Below are 17,944 nucleotides of genomic sequence, written 5' to 3'. Positions count from 1 at the left end.
GCGGATCAGAGAAAGGGGGGCTTCGGCTCCCCTTTTTTTATGTTGCTCCCTCACCCTGCCATTGGCCGACGCCAACGGGCCCCTCCCTCTCCCACTGACGTGGGCGAGGGGCAAATCTCATTGTTTACGCCCCTCGCCCGCGTGCGGGAGAGGGAGGGGCCCAAGCCTGCCAAGGCTTGGGAGGGTGAGGGAGCAACAGCCCGAGAGCCTCACCCCTCCTTCGCCCGGTCGCTGGCCGCCTGCTGCGCCTCCTGCCAGGCGCGGATATCGTCGGGCATGGGCGGACTTTCCAGGTCAATGCCCATATGGTGCATCAACACCGACGTATCGATGGACCGGCCACGTTCAAGGAACACGCCCTTCACGACGATCACCGCCGCCAGATGGCCGTCCATCGCCTCGAACACATGTTCCAGATAGATCCACTTGCCTTCCCAGCACAGGACGCGGGTTTTCAGGCGGTAGGGCTGAAACGGCTTCAACTCCCGCCGGAACCGGATCATGGCCCCGCCCAGCACCGGCGCCCATTTGCGCGCCATCAGCATTTTCAACATGCCGGTACGGATCATCAGATCGACGCGGCCCAGATCGGCGATGGTGAAGTACCGGCCATTATTCATATGCAGGTTCGTGTCGATATCGTTCAACCAGACACGGAAGCCCAGCAGCGATGTCCCCAACGGCTCCAGCCGCCGGCCCGACAAAAGGGCGGCCAGCACGACGCGAAGCAGACGGAAGATCAAATTCATCGACAGCACCGGAACAGCGGAAAATACAAAGGGCGGCGCCCTTTTGGCACCGCCCTTTGTTTTGGGCAAGGATGATAGGGGTTGAGGTCCGGCAAGAAATCAAGCCCCAACCATCCTTGCTTATCCGCGATCCATTTCCGTTCAGATATAGAAGTGGATCTGCGTCCGGTCATAGCCCGTGCCGATCATCACCGGCTGGCCCTTCACGACGGGCAGGTCGTGATTGAAGAAATACACGGCCTGCTTCCAATGGTTGGTGCGGGTCGGCGACTTGGAGTGGTAGTCGACCTTCTCATCCATGTGCAGGTCGAACCAGAAGGCAATGCCATGGGCGACACCCGTCTCCGAGGCGGTGACGGTCAGGACCTTGGCGTCGCTGTCGGGCATGTTCTTGTAGAAATCGAAGAACCAGGCCTTTTCCGGTTCGGACAGCATGCGGTGCGCATCGGCGGCCAGATCGATGGTGCAGTAACCCGGCGTGCGGAACTGATCGAATTTCGACATGTCAAAACCGGAGACGGTGCGCACCGGGCTGATGCGGCGCATGTCGTCGGCCTGGATCAGCGAGGCATAGACGGTAGCCGCCGCCGGGATGATCTTGGCACCGGGCTTCAGCAGGTTCTGGCGGGCATGCTGCAAAATGGTCAGCATGTCGGGCGCCAGCATGCCGACATTGATCAGTTCGGACACAAAGACATCGGCCTTTTCCGGCATATCCTGGCCCACCACCAGATCGGTGGACTTCTTGCCGATCACGGTGATGTGCTTGTCATAACCGTTCAGCGCCACCGTCTCGCGGGCCACCTCGACCAGTGGCTTGTGCATCTCGCAGGTATAGACATGGCCGGCACCGGCACGCGCCGCCATCATGGCGACCAGGGCGGAACCCGTGCCGATCTCCAGCACCGTATCCCCCGGCTTCACATTGTTCAGCAGGGCCGCCTCGTAGGCGTCGTTGCGTTCATGATCGTTGATCATCGGGATGTGCCACGCGGGAACCTGGGTGGAGCGCAGCAATTGCAGCGCGAACAGCACGGCGGCATTGTCGGGCATGCGGTTATGGGCACCGGTCAAGAGCGCAATGGCATCGTCGATGCGGCCCTGCCCCTGGAAGACCTGGGCCAGACCGATGGCTGCCTCCGCCCGGCTGGGATCACCCGCCAGGACATTGGCGAACAGGCGGCCAGCCTCGTCCAGACGGTCGGTATAGAGCAGCAGGGCTGCGAGATTATAGGCAGCGTCCAGGTTCTTCGGGCGCAGGGCCAGCGAGTGACGGAAGCAGAATTCCGCCTCGGCCAGAGAACCCATCTCGCGCAGGGTGTTGCCCAGATTATTGTGCGCCTCGGCATAGGAGGGGCGCAGTTCGACAGCCTTGCGGAAGCAGGGCTCGGCCTCGGCCAGCTTGCCCTGGGCACGCAGCGCATTGCCCAGATTGTTGTAGGACAGCGGATCGCTTTCATCCAGGGAAACGGCCTGGGCGAACTCAACCTCCGCCTCCTCAAACCGGCGGCAGCCATACATCAGCACGCCGCGGCTATTGTGGAATTCGGCCTTGGCGCCATCCAGCGCGATGGCCTTGGAAAACAGCTCGTTGGCCTCGGCAGCGCGGTTGGACCGCAGCGCGATGATACCCAGCAGGTGCGTGGCCTCCGAATGGGCCGGTTCGGCCTGAAGCGCCGTGCGGCAGCTCATTTCGGCTTCGGCCAGGTAACCGGCCATCAGGTGCTGACGGGAGATGCTGACGCAATCCTGGACGAAGGACATGGGGGTGCTCCTTGGCTTGGCGCTTCACGGCCCATCCGGGCCAAATCGGTTCGAGGCCATAAAAGCAAAGGGTATGCCAACCACCAGAACCCAAGGAAATCTGCGGATTTTTGAGCAAGGGGCAAAAGATGCCGGGTGGGATGATGTCCCTGTCGGCGTTTCTTGCCCGCAAGGGGCGGGTAAATGTCGCCGCCCCTCCGCTAATCGGCTCAACGACGCAGCAACGGCCCCCGGCGATAGGCACCCTGCCCTGCCAGATTGAGGTGCTCCCGCGCCACCAGTGCCCCCTCCTGCCTCACCAACCCTGCGATGGCATTGTCCATGGCTGGGTCCAGCATATGGTGGGCGGACCAGGTGGTGACAGGTTGATAGCCGCGCTTCAGCTTGTGCAGGCCCCCGATGCCGCCATCCAATGTCGCCAGCCCGCGTTCAATCGCAAACTCGATGGCGCGATAGTTCGTGACCTCGAAATGCAGGAAGGAAAAGCCCTCCACGCCGCCCCAGCTGCGGGAAAACAGCGTCCGGCTGCCCAGAATGTTCAATGTCGCGCCGACATAGCGCCCGTCCGCCCGGGCCATGACCAGAACCACGCGGTCGGCCATCCGTTCCCCCAACATTAGGAAATAGTCACGGGGAAGCAGGGGCAGGCAATTCTTCTTCTCGAAGGTTGAAAGATAGAAGCCGGCAAAAACATCCATATGCTCTTCGCGCAGATCAGGCCCGGTCAGGATCTGGATATCCACGCCGCGCTGCGCCACCTCGTGACGTTCCGACCGGATCATGCTGCGCCGGCGGGAGATAAGGGTATCCAGGAAATCATCAAAGCTTTGATAATCCTGATTCTGCCAATGAAACTGGATATTGCTGCGGGCATGCCATCCCGCCTTCTTGAATAAGTTCAGGTCGCCTTCATTCACATAGGTGGCGTGGGCGCCGGAAAGATTGCTGGATGCGGCCGACCGCGTGACCAGCCCGATGATCCGCGACAACAGCTGTTCCGGCGCGTCACGGCGGCGCAAAAGACGCGGTCCCGTCACCGGACTGAACGGGGCACAGATCTGAAGCTTCGGATAATAGGGACGACCGGACCGCCGATGCAGATCAACCCAGGCCTGTTCATTCACCAGATCACCGAACGGACTGGCTTTGACAAACATGGGGATTGCCGCAACCAGCCGACCGGCGGCATCCCGCGCCGTCAGATAGCGTGCCGCCCAGATCCGGCCCTCGATGGCACGACAATCTTCAAGAATACGCAGATGGGCATGCTGTAAAAACGGGTGATCGTCGCCCCCAGGTGTCTCAAGAAGACAGCCATCCCAAGCATCGGCATCAATGTTCGAGATACGATCAGTAATACTGACCGTAAATTGATTGGGGCAATCAACCACTACCAAACATCCGAATTATGTTAACGCGTTAAAACACAATTGAGATATACGATAGTGTGTTTTTTGGATTCTTGGCATCGCTCTTTTGGAAACTCAGCCCTCCTGCCGATAGGGGCTTTCCTGCATCAACTCCGCCATATGCTCCTCTATCGCCGCCCGTTCCTTCAGCAGGAAATCGGTGACAGCATAGCGCAGGCCGCGATGGGCGATGTAATGCGCGGAAAAGGTCTTCACGGGCAGATAGCCGCGCTGGATCTTATGCTCTCCCTGCGCACCGGCCTCAACCCGCGTCAAGCCATGTTCGATGGCAAAATCGATGGCGCGGTAATAACAGGCCTCGAAATGCAGGAATGGATAAGCCTCCGACCCGCCCCAGTTGCGGCCATATAAGGTCGTCTCGCCCAGCATGTTGAGCGCGCCACCCACCCAGCGCGTGCCATCGCGCGCCATGACCAGCACGACCCGGTCGGCCATGTCTTGGCCCAGTTGGAAGAAGAACTCCCGCGTCAGATAGGGTGAACCCCATTTCCGGTCGGACGTGGACCGGTACAGGCGGTCGAACGCGTCCCAATGCTCGTCCCTGATATCCGCCCCGGTCAGGGTGAACAGTTGCAGCCCGCTTTCGGCCACGCACTGCCGTTCCTTGCGCACCATCTTGCGCTTGCGGCTGCTGAAGGCACCCAGGAAGTCGTCAAAGCTGCGATAGCCGCGATTATCCCAGTGATATTGCATACCGATGCGCGACAGCCAGCCGGCCCCCACGAACCGGTCATGGTCGGCCTCATTGGGAAAGGTGACATGGGTCCCGGACAGGTCGTTGCGCCGGGCCAGACCCGACAGCGTGGCGATGATGGCCCCATGCACCCCCGGCGGCGCATCGGCCCGGACCAGCAGGCGCGGGCCGGTCACGGGTGTGAAGGGCACCGCCGATTGCAGCTTGGGGTAATAGTTGCCGCCCGCCTGGTCCAGGGCATTGGCCCAGCCATGGTCGAACACATACTCGCCATAGGAATGGTACTTCACATAAAGCGGGGCAATGCCCAGAAGACGGCCCGTACCGTCGCGCACCGCGACATGGCGGGGGTCCCAGCCCGTATCGCCGCCGACCGACCCGCTGCTTTCCATGGCCGCCAGAAAGGCGTGGCGCAGAAAGGGATTGTCGGCACCGCCCGGCGTATCCCGCAGGCAGGCATCCCAGTCGCCCGCCGATATCACGCGGATGTCATCGACAAGATCGATGCTGAGATTGTCCAGTTCCTGACCGTCGGGCATGGGCGTCGCCGTGCTGTTGAGAGGTCAGGATATAGAACGGGCAGGGTCGAGGCCAAGCGTCGCGACACCACCCGTTCAGCACAAAGCCTTACGCCACTTCCAGAATCGCCTCGATCTCCACCGCCACACCAAACGGCAGCGAGGCGGCGGACACGGCGGAGCGGGCATGCTTGCCGGCATCGCCGAAAATCTCCCCGAACAGTTCGGACGCGCCGTTGATCACCTTCGGCTGGTCATTGAAATCGCCCGTGGAATTGACGAAGCCCACCAGCTTCACCACCCGCACGATCCGGTCCAGATCACCATCAAGCGCCAGCTTGGCCTGGGCGATGATGTTAAGGGCGCAGGTGCGGGCCGCCTCGCGCCCTTCTTCAATGCTGTAGCCGGCGCCCAGCTTGCCGACATGGCGCAGTTCGCCATTCCACATCGGCACCTGGCCGGAGATGAACAGCTGGTTGCCGGTGCGCACGGCCGGCACATAGGCGGCCAGCGGCACGGCGGCCTTCGGCAGCTCGATATTCAGTTCGGCCAGACGCGCATCGATACGACCCGCCATAAAAAACCTCCATCACAAGAATGCGTTGCCGCCTTGATAGCAGCAGGCAGGCGGCAGGGCAAAGCCCGTGGCAATGGCTTATGGAGCAATAACCCGGTTTGACAGCGTGTAGAAATGCAGGACGGCCTTCTTGCCACGCGAATAGTTGAAGCCCGAAAGCTCGCTGACCAGAAGGGGCTCACGCCCGGCGGCGCGCAGGGCGGCATGGAACGCCTCCTCCTCCCGCCCCGTGGTGACCATGCCGATGGCGCAAGCCGGGTCGGACAGCAGGTGGGCCGCCACCCGTTCCCCGCCACCTAGCCGCGTTTGCGTGCCGACCAGGAAGACCATCGACGGCTCATTATAGCCACCGGCGGCAAGGATGCTGCCGGGGCACGGCTTGTTCTCGTCGAAAACCTGCTTCACCTGCGGGCTGAGCCACATCGGCGTCAGGTTGGGCAGCGCCATGGCAAAGATGCCGATATAGGCGAAAACAGTGCCCAGCACGACATAGGCCGCCGCATCGCCACGGGCCGACCGGATCAGCCACACCACCAGCCCGGCGACGGCCAGGATGGCCAGAGCCGCCAGCACAGACCCCGCCTGCACCTGCCCCATCAACTGCACCGGAAAGCCGATGATGGCCCCGGCAAAGGCGACGGAAACGATGACCGTCATTGCCGTGGCCGCCCAGACCCAGCCACGGGATAAGACCGGGCGGCGGTTATTGATCACCATGGCCGCCGCCAGCAAGGCCAGCGCCGGCAGCACCGGCAGGGTGTAATGCGGCAGCTTTGTCACCACCGCCTCATGGATCACCCAGGTCGGGATGATCCACGCCAGACAGAAGCGCACCGAAGCCTCATGCCGCCGCGCCCAGATCAGCGGCAGCGACAGAAAGACCACCGGCGCCCAGGGCCAGAAGCTGAGCCAAAAGGTCGCCAGGAAATATCCCGGCGGGCCGGCATGGTTTTCCTGTCCCGTGGCCGCCTTGCCCAGAAATTCATGCCCCACGGCGGTACCGAAGAACGCGCCCTTGGTGGCGATGGTGATGGCGATCAGCCAAGGCAGGATGATGGCCAGGAACAGCGGCAGTCCCAGGGTCGGACGCAGCCGGCGCAGCCACCACACCTCCCGGTCGATCAGCCACAGCGCCAGGATGGCAGTACCCACCACCATCAGGATCACACCCTTGACCAGCACCCCGATCCCCAGCGCCACCCAGAACAGCAGAGCCGTCGACAGGGGCAAGGCCCGGTCGGGCCGCAGATAGGCCCGCGCCAGCACGCCGAAGCAGCCCAGGATGCAGGCCAACTGTACCGCGTCCGTCTTGGCCATGCGCGCTTCCACGCCCAGGATGACGCAGGTGGCCATCATCATGGCGGCGATGGTCCCCGCCCCCGGCCCGAACAGCGCCAGTCCGGCCCATGCCGTCAGCAGGACGGCGGCGATGGCCCCGATCAGCGACGGTAGCCGGTACACCCAGACCGGCCCCGTATCATCCCCGCCGGTCAGCAGATGGACGGTCGCCGCCTGCATCCAGTAGATGCCCACAGGCTTCTTGTGCCTTGCCTCATCCTGGAACCGGATATCGATGAAATCGCCGGTTTCCAGCATCTGATGGCTGGCCTGGACATAACGGCTTTCATCCCGGTCGAAGGGCGGGATGGTGGCGAACCCCTGGATGAAGGCGGCAAAGGCCAGCAGGGCCAGGAACAGCCAGACCTTGCCGCCCATCCCCTGGTCAGGCGCCCGATCCGGGTTCATGCCCCCGCCCCCCGCCGTTCGCGGCGGATCAGGTGCAGGTTGCGGGAATAGATGATCAGGGCCGGCAACTGCCCCGCGATGATCACCAGCTCATGTTTCAGAAAGCCATAGATGGTCAGCAGCAGGCCACCGCCCAGGCTGAACCACCAGAAGGCGACGGGCATCACGCTGCGGCCTGCGCGTTCCGAACTGATCCACTGCACGACAAAACGCATCATGAACATGGCCTGGGCCGACATGCCAAACAGGACCAGCCATTCCTGACCGTCCACGGCGGCGTGCCACCATTGGCTCAACTGGGTCCAGATCATGGTGCCTTCACCTCTGTCGCCCCACCGGGCCGTTTCTGCCGCCGGATCAGCCACAGGATGCCGAACAGGTCCCAAAGCCCCACGGCGGCCCGGTGCAAATTGGTGTATTTGGAGGTGCCGGCTAGGCGCGGCCGGTCATTCACGGACAGGTTGGCATGGGTCAGCCCCCGCCCCTTCACCAGGGCCGGAATGAACCGGTGCAGACAGTCGATGGCCGGTAGGTCCAGGAACAGATCGCGGCGGATCAGTTTCAGCCCGCAGCCTGTATCCGGGCAATCATCATGCAGGATGGCCTGACGGATGGCGTTGGCGGCGCGTGATGCCAGACGCTTGGACAGCGTATCCTGCCGGCGGCGGCGCACGCCATTGACCAGGACCAGATCCTCATCCCCTTCCACCTTGCGCAGCATGGGCGGGATGTCGGCGGGATCATTCTGCCGGTCGCCATCGATGAAGGCCAACCACGCCCCCTGCGCCGCGCGGGCACCGGTGACCAGGGCCGCACTTTTGCCGGCACGGCTTTCATGGCGGATCAGGCGCAGGGTCGGGTACTCGGCCAGGGCCTTTTCGACCCGCGATGGGGTGGCATCGCCCGACCCGTCATCAATCACCAGCACCTCAAACGCCGGACAGGCGGCCAGGGCCGCGTAAATCTCTTCCAGCAGCGGCAGGATATTGTCCTGTTCATCCAGGACCGGGATCAGAACGGAAAGCTGCACGCAACCTCCAGCCGGTGCGGAACCATGACCAAGGCGGGATAATCCGTTCGGGGCAGGAAGAAAAGTGACGCTTTCATGCGCCTGCCCCCCGCCCCATGCCGATCAGACCGTTTCCACCACCGTGACCCCCGCCGCCGACAGCCGCGCCATCGCGGCCTCCAACGATCCGTGCAGGTCGATGGCCCGGCTGGAACCCGTCAGCAGGACGGACGCAAAGCCGCAGCGCGCCGCATCCTCCGCCGAATAGGCGACACAGAAATCGGTGGCCAGCCCGGCGAAGAACAGGCGCGCGAAGCCCCGTTCCCGGCAATAGCCGGCCAGACCCGTCGGTGTCCGACGGTCATTCTCGAAAAACGCGGAATAGCTGTCGATACCAGGGCGGAAGCCCTTGCGCACCACCAGCGACGCCATGGGCACATCCAGGCCTGCATGGAATTCCGCCCCCCGCGTACCCTGCACGCAATGGGCCGGCCACAGGGTCTGCTCCCCATAGTCCAGTTGTATGGCGTCGAAGGGCTTTGCCCCCGGATGGCTGTTGGCAAAGCTGGAATGGCCGGGCGGATGCCAGTCCTGGGTCAGGACGACACCGCCCCCTGCCGCATGGAACCGCCGGGCCAGTTCATTGGCCAGCGGCACCACCGCATCGCCATCGGCCACGGCCAGCGCCCCGCCGGGGCAGAAATCATTCTGGATATCGACCAGGACCAGCAGGTCGCTCGCACACAGCGTCACCATCACCTCCGGCGTCAGTAGGGCACGCGATCGGCCTTCTCCGCCCAGTCGTTGAAGACCGACAAGGCATCGTCATTGGGCCGGTGGTCGCAAGCGATGATACGCTGGTCCGGGGCCGCCGCCACCTGTTCATAGATCACGGCGTCGTCAAAGCCGATCGCCGCCGCCTGGAACCGGTCATTGGCATAAACGATACGGTCCACCCGCGCCCACAGGGCAGAGGCCAGGCACATGGGGCACGGCTCGCAACTGGCATAAAGCACGGCCCCGCGCAGGTCGAACCGGCCAAGGGTGCGGCAGGCATCGCGGATGGCCACCACTTCGGCATGGGCGGTGGGGTCGTTGGTGGAGGTGACCTGATTACAGCCACGCCCGACCACCTTGCCGTCCATCACCACCACCGACCCGAAAGGCCCGCCCTGCCCGCCTTCCATGCCCTGGCGGGACAGATCGGCGGCGAGTGACAGGAAATGCTGGTCTTGACCGGACATACGGACGCTATCCCTTAAAGCTGTTATCAGCCCCAAGGGATAGCGTCCGCATACGGGCCCTGTCACGAGCTTATACCGGGGGGCATGGTCCATGCCCCCAGGCCGGCGACCGCCGGCCCGCAGGCACGTGCCTGCGTAAGCCCAAGCTGCCGGAGGCAGCGCCCGGCGCTTGAGGGGACGGGTCTTAAATGCGTCCCAGCAGCACCAGGATCAGCAGGACGATCAGCACGGTCCCCAGAAGGCCGGACGGGCCATAGCCCCAGCCGCGGCTATAGGGCCAGGCGGGCAAGGCACCGATCAGGATGAGGATCACGATGATCAGCAGGATCGTCGTCATAGGGCACTCCATCTTCTGTTGTCATTACGCCCACCTTCTCAACAACACAGAAGCGCAAATGGGTGCGGGCGATTACGGGCTACCCCTTTCGCGGCGCGACGTCGCGGTGGGTTGACCTTTGCCAACAGATGGGGCCTGCTGTGCCCGCCCCCGTTTTCGGGGGTATTTTTACAAAGAGGTGTTTTCGGTTGACCGAAGACACCTCCGGCGGCGACTGCCGCCGCGGCGCTCATGCGCCGTGAAGCCAAGCCGCGGATGCGGTGCCGGCGTTTGAGGAACTGAACAGAACACGCTTTAGAGGAAAAGATGAATCGCAAAGTCCAGATCGGCGACCCGCCCATCCGCATCCTGCGTGATGATTTGCAGAAACTTGAGACGTTGCTTGACAGCATGCACCGTTCTTATGCGCGGATTTCGATGTTCCTGCAGCAGGAGGTCCTGCGTGCCGACATCGTGGATCAGGCGACGCGCCGGCCCTTTGTCCGCCTTGGGTCGCAGGTGCATTTCACCGATGATATCGGCACCAGCCACAGTGGCACCCTGCATATGCCGGAAGAAGGCTGCCCGGTGCCGCCCGACGCCATCTCGATCCTGACGCCTGTGGGCTGCGCCCTTCTGGGCCTGTCGCCGGGGCAGACCATCACCTATCAGACCGTGGACCGCCGGGAAAAGCGGATCACCGTGACCAGGGTGGTGAATAACGGCTGATATAGGGAACCAAGCCTGCCCTCACCCTCCCAAACCTGGGAAGGGTGAGGGGGCGCCCTACCAATCCGCCCAATTATCCGAAATTCAACATTCCCGGCGCCTTGTCGATGATCTCTTCCAGGATCAGTTCGGCCGTTTCCAGATCGCCCTTCAACTTGTCGCCCATGGTGGCGGAATATTCGGGCCGGCGCAGCTTTTCCGCCGCGTCGTGCAGGCTGCGCAGTTCTGCGATGAAGATGTCGCGGGCCCCCATGGGCAGCATGGTCTTGGCCGACAGCACAAAGAAGAACCGCATCGACGCCCGGACCAGAAGGCCCAGCATCAGCGTATCCAGCCGCGCATATTCCTCTTTCAGGTCATCGACCCGCGCCGTATCGACGGATTTCAGGCGCCCCTCGATCAGGATGCACAGCGCCCTGAACTCCCCCACCTTGTTGCGGAAGTCGTTATAGGCCAGGAAACTATCCTTGGCCGCCTCTTCCTCCGCCTGCTTGGCCAACCGAATGGCCTCCCGCGCCTGGCCTTCCAGGGCGCCCAGCAGGTCCTGCACTTCCTTGCGGGTATAGGTGCGCTTCATGATCGGGGTAATCGCCACAAGCCGGAGCATCATTGCGGCCCCTATATAGGCGGTTGTGACGCCGACCGAAAGAGTTCCTGCATGAATGGCTGGCAGGGTGGGGGCGCGGGGGCTTGGGTCACAGGCTTGGTTCCTTTTAAATGGATCGTTCTCACCATCTCAGCAATGGCCCCAACCGCTGACTTTCCGCCGCTACTGTGCTAAATTACTTCCATCATCGCCGCCCTCACACCTGCATGCCATCCCCATCACGGCATTCGGAGCTGCTTGCTTTCGGAGCGGCAATAGCCGGCCCTCCGGAACATACCCTTATTTTATGTCGCACAACGTTGCACGAGGGGCGTTGGCCCGCTCCTTCCGGGGCCGCCCCCCCAACCTTGTGAAACACCCCCTCATTTTATGGTGCACAGCGTTTCATATACCGGCCTTCATTCGCAGGTAGTGCTTTTCGGAGCGGTATCACCGCCCCCTCCGAAAAAGTGTTTCACACGGGAGTGCGGACGCCAAAGCCACAACTGTCAGCCACTCTCCGCCTCACCGCAGGGCAAAAAAATCACAACTGTTAAAACCGTTGCGAGCGTTCACACAGCCTCTGGTCAAACCTTACTGATCTGTTAATCTCAATCTCGCGGATGCGAAACGAAGCCATTGTCGGCATCGCCCTCGACAGCGGATCGCATGGCACGAAGGGCGCAGGGGGCTCTGTTGAGCGGGTCTGGAAAAGGTGTTGACGACCTGTTGTCGTCCTATGATGCCAACGGCTTCTATGATGAGCTGTTTGGATCGGCCAGCAAACCGGCATCGCATACCGAAGCCGTGAAGGACCGGCTTCGACAGTTGCAATATGATGATCTGCGACGCCGCGCGTCCGACGCGGAGCGGGAGCTGTATAATCTGGGCATCACCTTTCTGGTGTATAGCGATGCCAAGGCCGTTGACCGTATCCTGCCCTTCGATGTGATCCCCCGCATCATCGCGGCCAAGGAATGGGCGCATCTGGAAAAGGGCGTGCAGCAGCGCATCGCGGCGCTGAACATGTTCCTGCACGATATCTATCATGACCAGCATGTGTTGAAGGATGGGATCATTCCCGCCGAACTGGTGCTGGGCAATGCCAATTACCGGCCGCAGATGCAGGGCATCACCCTGCCCTTCAAGACCTATATCCACATTGCCGGCGTCGATCTGGTGCGTGACCATGAGGGCACGTTCCGGGTGCTGGAGGATAATGGCCGCGTGCCGTCGGGCGTGTCTTATGTCGTTGAAAACCGCCACATGATGCTGCGCGCCTTCCCCGATCTGATGGGGGATATTGGCCTGCGCAATGTGGAGAATTACGGCGCCAAGCTGCTGGAGGCCATGTGCGAGATCGCACCGCACCGCGCGGATGTCGACAGCTATGACCCGCAGGTGGTGCTGCTGTCGCCCGGCGCCTACAACTCCGCCTATTTCGAGCATATTTTCCTGGCGCGCGAGATGGGCGTGCCGCTGGTGGAAGGGCGCGATCTGGCCGTCATCGACGACAAGGTCTATATGAAAACCACCGGCGGCCTGCGCCGCGTGGACAGCATTTATCGCCGCATCGGCGATGATTTCCTGGACCCCAAGGCCTTCAATCCCGATAGCCTTTTGGGCGTGCCGGGGATTTTCGAGGCCTATCGCAAGGGCAATGTGGCGCTGGCCAATGCCATCGGGACGGGTGTGGCCGATGACAAGGCCGTCTATGCCTATGTCCCGCGCATGATCAAATATTACCTGGGTGAAGACGCTCTCATCCCCAATGTCGATACCCATATCTGCCGCGAGCCTGACGCGCTGCAATATACGCTCGACAATCTCGACAAGCTGGTTGTGAAGCCGGTGGGTGAGGCAGGCGGCTATGGCATCACCATCGGCCCGCGCGCCAGCAAGGCAGAGTTGGAGGAATGCCGGGCCAAGCTGCTGGAGGACCCGGCCAATTATATCAGCCAGCCAATGGTGCCGCTGTCGGTCTGCCCCACCCTGACGGAGGAAGGGATAGAGCCGCGCCATGTGGACCTGCGCCCCTTCGCCATCACTGCCAAAAGCACCTGGGTACTGCCCGGCGGGTTGACGCGCGTGGCCTTGAAGAAAGGCACCCTGATTGTGAATTCCAGCCAGGGCGGTGGGTCCAAGGATACCTGGGTGCTGACGGAAGGTGGAGAGGCGGAGACCGAGCCGGTGGCCGATGACAGCACCGATCCGTTCCATACCCAGTCCCAGTCACAGTCGCAAAGCCAGTAAGGGGAGAACCGGACATGGCAGCCCTTCTCGCCCGATACGCCGAATGCATCTTCTGGATGGCCCGCTATATGGAGCGTGCCGAAAATCTGGCCCGCATCCTGGACGTGCATGAAACCTTCGCCCGCGACAGTTTCGGGTCCACCAACTGGTTACCGATCCTGCGCCTGAACGCCGATGAAAAGCGCTTCTTTGAGCTGTACCCGACGGCCAGCGTCAAGAATGTGCTGAACTTCTACGTTCTGGACCAGAACAACCCCACCTCGATCATCGCCGCCATCGCGTCGGCACGGGAGAATGCACGGCAGTTGCGGCCCCTGATCTCGACGGAGATGTGGGCGCATCTCAACATGTTCTATAACCGCCTGCTGGCGCTGGAACCCGCCACCGATCTGGCCCAGCACAATATCCAGCGGCTGTGTGCCTCCATCAAAGAAGCCTGCCAGACCCATACCGGTATTACCGAGGGCACCTTCTTCCGCGACCAGGGCTGGTACTTCTATCAGCTGGGCCGCAATCTGGAGCGGGCAGATCAGGCAACCCGCGTGCTGGACATCAAGTATCACACCCTGCTGCCCAGCCCGCGCGACATCGGCACCCCCATCGATATCAGCCAGTGGAACAGCCTGCTGCGCTCTGCCGCCGGCTACCACGCTTTCCGCCGTGTCTATCCTAGAGGCATGACCCCGGCGGCGGTGGCGGGCTTCCTGCTGTTCAATGACAATTTCCCGCGTTCCGTGCTGGTCTGCATGCGGGAGGTGGACAGTCTCTTGAACCGGCTGAATAGCAAGTATCGCCTGCGTCGCGGCACCCTGCCGCTGGAACGGTCGGACGAGCTGTTGGGGAACCTGTCGAACCAGACCATCGAGTCCGTCATTTCGGTGGGCCTGCACGAATATCTGGACGGTTTGCAGATCAATTTCGGCAAGCTCTCCAATGACATCGCACAGGCCTTTTTCCTGATCGACGAACCGGGTACCCTATCGGCCTGATCCCCCGCCCCACCACCCCGCGCCAGGGCCACGAATGAGTGTCATCCCACCCCTGCACCGGCCCTTGCAGCAATTCTTCCGCTCCGGCCCCATGCCCTGCCCCTATCTGCTGGGCCGGGTGGAGCGGAAGCTGTTCACGCGGCTGGTGGGGCCGCAGGCTGCAGAGGTGAATTCGGCCCTGTCTCGGGCCGGCTTCCGCCGCAGCCACGACATCGTCTATCGCCCCGTCTGTCCGGGGTGCAGTTCCTGTGTGCCGGTGCGGGTGCCGGTCGCCACCTTCGCGCCGGGCCGGACCAACCGCCGCATCCTGCGCGCCAACACCGATCTGGTGCTGGATGTCGTTCCCGCCGCATCGACGATGGAGCAGTTCCAGCTTTTCGCCCTCTACCAGGATGCCCGCCACAGCGACAGCGACATGAACCGTATGACGCCCGGCGATTTCGCCTCCATGGTGGACGAAGGACAGGTCAATACTTTCATGGCCGAAACCCGTGACGAGGCGGGCCGGCTGCGCGGGGCGATGCTGGTGGACCGGCTGGAGGACGGCTATTCCGCCGTCTACAGCTTCTATGATCCTGAAGATCCCAAGCGCAGCCTTGGCACGCATCTGATCCTGGCCATGATCGAACGCTGCCGCCAGGAAGGGCTGCCCTATCTCTATCTGGGCTATTGGATCGAGGGCAGCCCCAAGATGGAATACAAAGCCAACTTCCAGCCGCTGGAAGCACTTGGCCGCGACGGCTGGGCGCCGCTGACGATTTAGGTTTACGTCAGATCAAAATGGAAGGTCTTGGCAATGATCTGCCACTGGCCCTCCAGCTTCACCAAGCTGAGAAAATCCGTGAAATGCTTGGGTCCGATGGCGCAGCGCGCCTGGACCAGGGCCGTCACGGGGCCGGCAAAGGTGATGGAGACCACCTCATCGCGCCGCGCCTCCCCCCGACTGGCCGGGGATTGCCGGGCAGCCACGATGGGCAGGTAGACATCCATGGTCAGATGGGTCAACCGCCCCTCCGTCGCGCAGGCATAGATCGCCTGCGGATGGAAAATCCGGCCAAGACGGGCCGCATCAGAATGATACAGCCCGTCGAAATAATCGGCCATCAGGGCGGTGACCCCGGCGAAGTCAGGTGCTGCCGGGGTCGTGGTGTCCATCAGATCAGGCCTTCCGCCTTCAACGCCGACTGCACGCCCGGACGGGCGGCGATGCGGGCGCGATAGGCCGACAGGTTCGGCCACTTCACCAGGTCCAGCCCGATATAGGGCGACCAGCCCAGGACCGTGAACAGATAGCCATCGGCAACCGTGAAGTCAGGCCCCAGCAGATAGGCGCGGCCATCGGCCAGCTGCGCCTCAAGCGCATCGAAGCGACGACCGACATTGGCCGGCACGGCGGCCTTGGTTTCCGGGTGCGTGGTGGGGTTGAAAAAAGGGCTGAAACCCTTATGCACCTCGGTTGCGATGAAGTTCAGCGCTTCCTGCACGCGGGCACGGGCCAGCGTGGCCGGCGGCGGCAGCAGCTTGGCATCGGGCTTCAGGTCGGCCACATACTGCATGATGGCCACGCCTTCGGTCAGCAACTCACCCTCGTCCGTGATCAGGGCGGGGACATAGCCCTTGGGGTTGATCGTATAGAAATCAACACCGCCGGCAGTCTTGTGGGTGGGCAGGTCCACCACCTCAATCTCCGGATTGAAGCCCGCCTCGCGCAGGGCGATATGGGAGGCAAGAGAGCAAGCGCCGGGCTTGTAATAGAGCTTCATCTTGTTTCCTCAGTCTGGATCATCGCCCCGTTCAGGGGCCTGGTTGATGGCGCGGAGAATGGCGAAGATGGTTGCCATTGTATAGCTGGTTACTTCTGGTAACCTGCATTTTGAAGTTTCGAACCGGTAACCGGAATCTCCCCGCCATGGCCTTGAAAATCCGCAAGAACCCCGTCGTCCCAGCCCCCTACTGCCCCGTGTCGGAATTCATGAACATGTTGAGCGGCGCCTGGACCACGCACGTGCTCTGGCATTTGCAGGCGACGCCGCGTCGGTTCGGGGAATTGCGGATCGACATGCCGCAGATCTCGGCCAAGACGTTGACCGCCCGGCTGCGCATGCTGGAACAGCATGGGCTGGTGGTGCGGACCGTCATGCCGACCTCACCACCCTCCACGGAATATGGGCTGACCGATCTGGGCCGCGAATTGATCCCGGTTTTGAGTGCGATTGCGGAGGTGGGGCGGAAACTGAAGCTGAGCCGGACCGGCGAAATCTGCCAGGAAGCGGCATAGGGCTTCAACGTTTACCGGTGCAAAAGCCGCCAAAGCTGCTATCATTTGCCGCAGTGGGTTCGACCGATCGCCCCTTGCAGCAGCCGTCACCCGGTATGCCGACTTTGATTCTCCGGGCCAAATGGCCGAACCATGACACGCCGGCCATTCATCTTGATGGTGGACAGGCTGGCCTTTGGGGAGGTTGAGGATATGGCTTATCGCATGGCCGCCGATCAGGCGGCGATGAACCACGACCGTTCCGTCAGCATGCCGGAAATCCGGCACATCACCGTGCATGATCTCATGGAAGCCCTGTCCATGGGGGTGCGCGACTTTATGGCCGCCCCAACTCAGCTGCTGTTCCTGGGCCTGATCTACCCCGTCGTGGGCGGTCTTGCGGCAGCTGCGGCGGCTCAGAATGATCTGGTCCCCCTGCTCTACCCTGCCCTGGCTGGCCTGTCGATCATGGGTCCCATTGCAGCGCTGGGTATGTATGAGCTGTCGCGGCAGCGGGAGATGGGTGTGGAGATCACCTGGCGCAACGCCCTGGATGTGCGCAGTTCGGGGCAGATCATGCCCATCGCCTGGCTGGGCGCGATGCTGCTGGCCGTGTTCCTGGTCTGGCTGGGTGTGGCAGAGCGGATTTACATGGCGACGCTGGCCAGCCAGCCGCATGACGGGATCGCCAGCTTCATCAATGCGCTGATCAGCACCCGTGAAGGCATGATGATGTTCATCATCGGCAATGGTGTCGGGTTCCTGTTCGCCATGCTGGTGCTGACCATGACGGTCGTGTCTTTCCCCATGCTGCTGGACCGGCGTGTCGGGGTGCTGGACGCTATGGTTACCTCGGCCCGTGCCGTCTGGCGCAATCCCGTCATCATGGCCGTCTGGGGCCTGATGGTGGCTGGCTTGCTGCTGCTGGGCAGCCTGCCGCTATTTGTCGGGCTGGCGGTGGTGATGCCGATCCTGGGACATGCCACCTGGCACCTGTATCGCAAGCTGGTAGTCTGAACAAGCAATGCTAAGTTGTTGAGCAGGCAGCGAAAGCATGCAACCTTTCCCCTGTTGATCATAGAT

Annotated in this window: 20 protein-coding genes; 6 read left to right on the top strand and 14 right to left on the bottom strand. The window is 62.3% G+C overall.

All coding sequences use genetic code 11. The annotated features are described in order from the left end of the window. Positions 1-209: 209 nt before the first annotated feature. The 11 genes from ACT6Q8_RS04545 to ACT6Q8_RS04495 all read right to left on the bottom strand — a co-directional run bounded on the left by ACT6Q8_RS04545 (position 210) and on the right by ACT6Q8_RS04495 (position 10,068). On the bottom strand, positions 210-749 hold the full coding sequence (locus ACT6Q8_RS04545) for a thioesterase family protein (RefSeq protein ID WP_444734122.1): 540 nt from the start codon (positions 747-749) through the stop codon (positions 210-212). Positions 750-890: 141 nt separating this feature from the next. Then, positions 891-2,513: a tetratricopeptide repeat protein gene (locus ACT6Q8_RS04540; RefSeq protein WP_444734121.1), complete on the bottom strand. Its 1,623-nt coding sequence runs from the start codon at positions 2,511-2,513 to the stop codon at positions 891-893. Between the two features lie 209 nt (positions 2,514-2,722). After that, a complete protein-coding gene (locus tag ACT6Q8_RS04535) occupies positions 2,723-3,904 on the bottom strand; it encodes a GNAT family N-acetyltransferase (RefSeq protein WP_444734120.1) in 1,182 nt (393 codons plus the stop codon). A 93-nt stretch (positions 3,905-3,997) separates the two neighbouring features. Beyond that, complete coding sequence (locus tag ACT6Q8_RS04530; RefSeq protein WP_054167395.1) at positions 3,998-5,176, bottom strand: GNAT family N-acetyltransferase; 1,179 nt, start codon at positions 5,174-5,176, stop codon at positions 3,998-4,000. A gap of 88 nt (positions 5,177-5,264) precedes the next feature. Next, positions 5,265-5,732, bottom strand: coding sequence for a RidA family protein (locus ACT6Q8_RS04525; protein WP_054167394.1), 468 nt, complete (start codon positions 5,730-5,732; stop codon positions 5,265-5,267). 78 nt (positions 5,733-5,810) lie between these two features. Further along, entirely contained in the window at positions 5,811-7,478 is a 1,668-nt protein-coding gene (locus ACT6Q8_RS04520; RefSeq protein WP_444734119.1) for an ArnT family glycosyltransferase, read from the bottom strand. Further along, positions 7,475-7,789, bottom strand: coding sequence for a lipid-A-disaccharide synthase N-terminal domain-containing protein (locus ACT6Q8_RS04515; RefSeq protein WP_054167392.1), 315 nt, complete (start codon positions 7,787-7,789; stop codon positions 7,475-7,477). Before ACT6Q8_RS04515 ends, ACT6Q8_RS04520 begins: the two co-directional genes overlap by 4 nt. Further along, positions 7,786-8,508: a glycosyltransferase family 2 protein gene (locus tag ACT6Q8_RS04510; protein WP_444734118.1), complete on the bottom strand. Its 723-nt coding sequence runs from the start codon at positions 8,506-8,508 to the stop codon at positions 7,786-7,788. The genes ACT6Q8_RS04515 and ACT6Q8_RS04510 overlap by 4 nt, the downstream gene beginning before the upstream one ends. A 102-nt stretch (positions 8,509-8,610) precedes the next feature. Then, positions 8,611-9,243, bottom strand: coding sequence for a bifunctional nicotinamidase/pyrazinamidase (pncA, locus tag ACT6Q8_RS04505; RefSeq protein WP_444734117.1), 633 nt, complete (start codon positions 9,241-9,243; stop codon positions 8,611-8,613). 11 nt (positions 9,244-9,254) lie between these two features. Continuing rightward, positions 9,255-9,731: a nucleoside deaminase gene (locus ACT6Q8_RS04500; RefSeq protein ID WP_444734116.1), complete on the bottom strand. Its 477-nt coding sequence runs from the start codon at positions 9,729-9,731 to the stop codon at positions 9,255-9,257. A 184-nt stretch (positions 9,732-9,915) separates the two neighbouring features. After that, a complete protein-coding gene (locus ACT6Q8_RS04495; protein ID WP_082372169.1) occupies positions 9,916-10,068 on the bottom strand; it encodes a DUF3309 domain-containing protein in 153 nt (50 codons plus the stop codon). Positions 10,069-10,374: 306 nt separating this feature from the next. Here ACT6Q8_RS04495 and ACT6Q8_RS04490 point away from each other — a divergent pair, with 306 nt between their 5' ends. Next, the gene (locus ACT6Q8_RS04490; RefSeq protein ID WP_054167388.1) at positions 10,375-10,776 is read left to right on the top strand and encodes a GreA/GreB family elongation factor; all 402 of its coding nucleotides are present in this window, start codon (positions 10,375-10,377) and stop codon (positions 10,774-10,776) included. A 73-nt stretch (positions 10,777-10,849) separates the two neighbouring features. On the opposite strand, the gene ACT6Q8_RS04485 is transcribed toward ACT6Q8_RS04490, so the two are convergent. Beyond that, positions 10,850-11,386, bottom strand: a complete 537-nt coding sequence (locus ACT6Q8_RS04485) for a hypothetical protein (RefSeq protein WP_444734115.1) — start codon at positions 11,384-11,386, stop codon at positions 10,850-10,852. Between the two features lie 672 nt (positions 11,387-12,058). Here ACT6Q8_RS04485 and ACT6Q8_RS04480 point away from each other — a divergent pair. Genes ACT6Q8_RS04480 through ACT6Q8_RS04470 form a run of 3 tightly spaced genes read left to right on the top strand, consistent with a single transcriptional unit; the run spans position 12,059 to position 15,367 of the window. Beyond that, positions 12,059-13,615, top strand: coding sequence for a circularly permuted type 2 ATP-grasp protein (locus ACT6Q8_RS04480; RefSeq protein ID WP_444739346.1), 1,557 nt, complete (start codon positions 12,059-12,061; stop codon positions 13,613-13,615). Positions 13,616-13,629: 14 nt separating this feature from the next. Next, positions 13,630-14,604: an alpha-E domain-containing protein gene (locus tag ACT6Q8_RS04475; protein WP_054167386.1), complete on the top strand. Its 975-nt coding sequence runs from the start codon at positions 13,630-13,632 to the stop codon at positions 14,602-14,604. 34 nt (positions 14,605-14,638) lie between these two features. Continuing rightward, the gene (locus ACT6Q8_RS04470; RefSeq protein ID WP_054167385.1) at positions 14,639-15,367 is read left to right on the top strand and encodes an arginyltransferase; all 729 of its coding nucleotides are present in this window, start codon (positions 14,639-14,641) and stop codon (positions 15,365-15,367) included. Positions 15,368-15,369: 2 nt separating this feature from the next. Here the strand turns inward: ACT6Q8_RS04470 and ACT6Q8_RS04465 are convergent, their stop codons facing one another. Together ACT6Q8_RS04465 and gstA are read right to left on the bottom strand one after the other, a co-directional pair. Further along, positions 15,370-15,759, bottom strand: a complete 390-nt coding sequence (locus tag ACT6Q8_RS04465; RefSeq protein ID WP_444734113.1) for a nuclear transport factor 2 family protein — start codon at positions 15,757-15,759, stop codon at positions 15,370-15,372. Beyond that, a complete protein-coding gene (gene gstA, locus ACT6Q8_RS04460; RefSeq protein WP_444734112.1) occupies positions 15,759-16,367 on the bottom strand; it encodes a glutathione transferase GstA in 609 nt (202 codons plus the stop codon). Before gstA ends, ACT6Q8_RS04465 begins: the two co-directional genes overlap by 1 nt. A gap of 146 nt (positions 16,368-16,513) precedes the next feature. Here gstA and ACT6Q8_RS04455 point away from each other — a divergent pair, with 146 nt between their 5' ends. Together ACT6Q8_RS04455 and ACT6Q8_RS04450 are read left to right on the top strand one after the other, a co-directional pair. After that, positions 16,514-16,882: a winged helix-turn-helix transcriptional regulator gene (locus ACT6Q8_RS04455; RefSeq protein WP_444734111.1), complete on the top strand. Its 369-nt coding sequence runs from the start codon at positions 16,514-16,516 to the stop codon at positions 16,880-16,882. A 132-nt stretch (positions 16,883-17,014) separates the two neighbouring features. Further along, the gene (locus ACT6Q8_RS04450; RefSeq protein WP_444734110.1) at positions 17,015-17,878 is read left to right on the top strand and encodes a DUF2189 domain-containing protein; all 864 of its coding nucleotides are present in this window, start codon (positions 17,015-17,017) and stop codon (positions 17,876-17,878) included. The last annotated feature ends 66 nt before the right edge of the window (positions 17,879-17,944 follow it).

This window comes from Niveispirillum sp., from assembly GCF_052437035.1.
Taxonomy (GTDB): Bacteria; Pseudomonadota; Alphaproteobacteria; order Azospirillales; family Azospirillaceae; genus Niveispirillum.
Note: the sequence above shows the minus strand (reverse complement) of the source record. Positions and strands in the feature narration are given on the sequence as shown.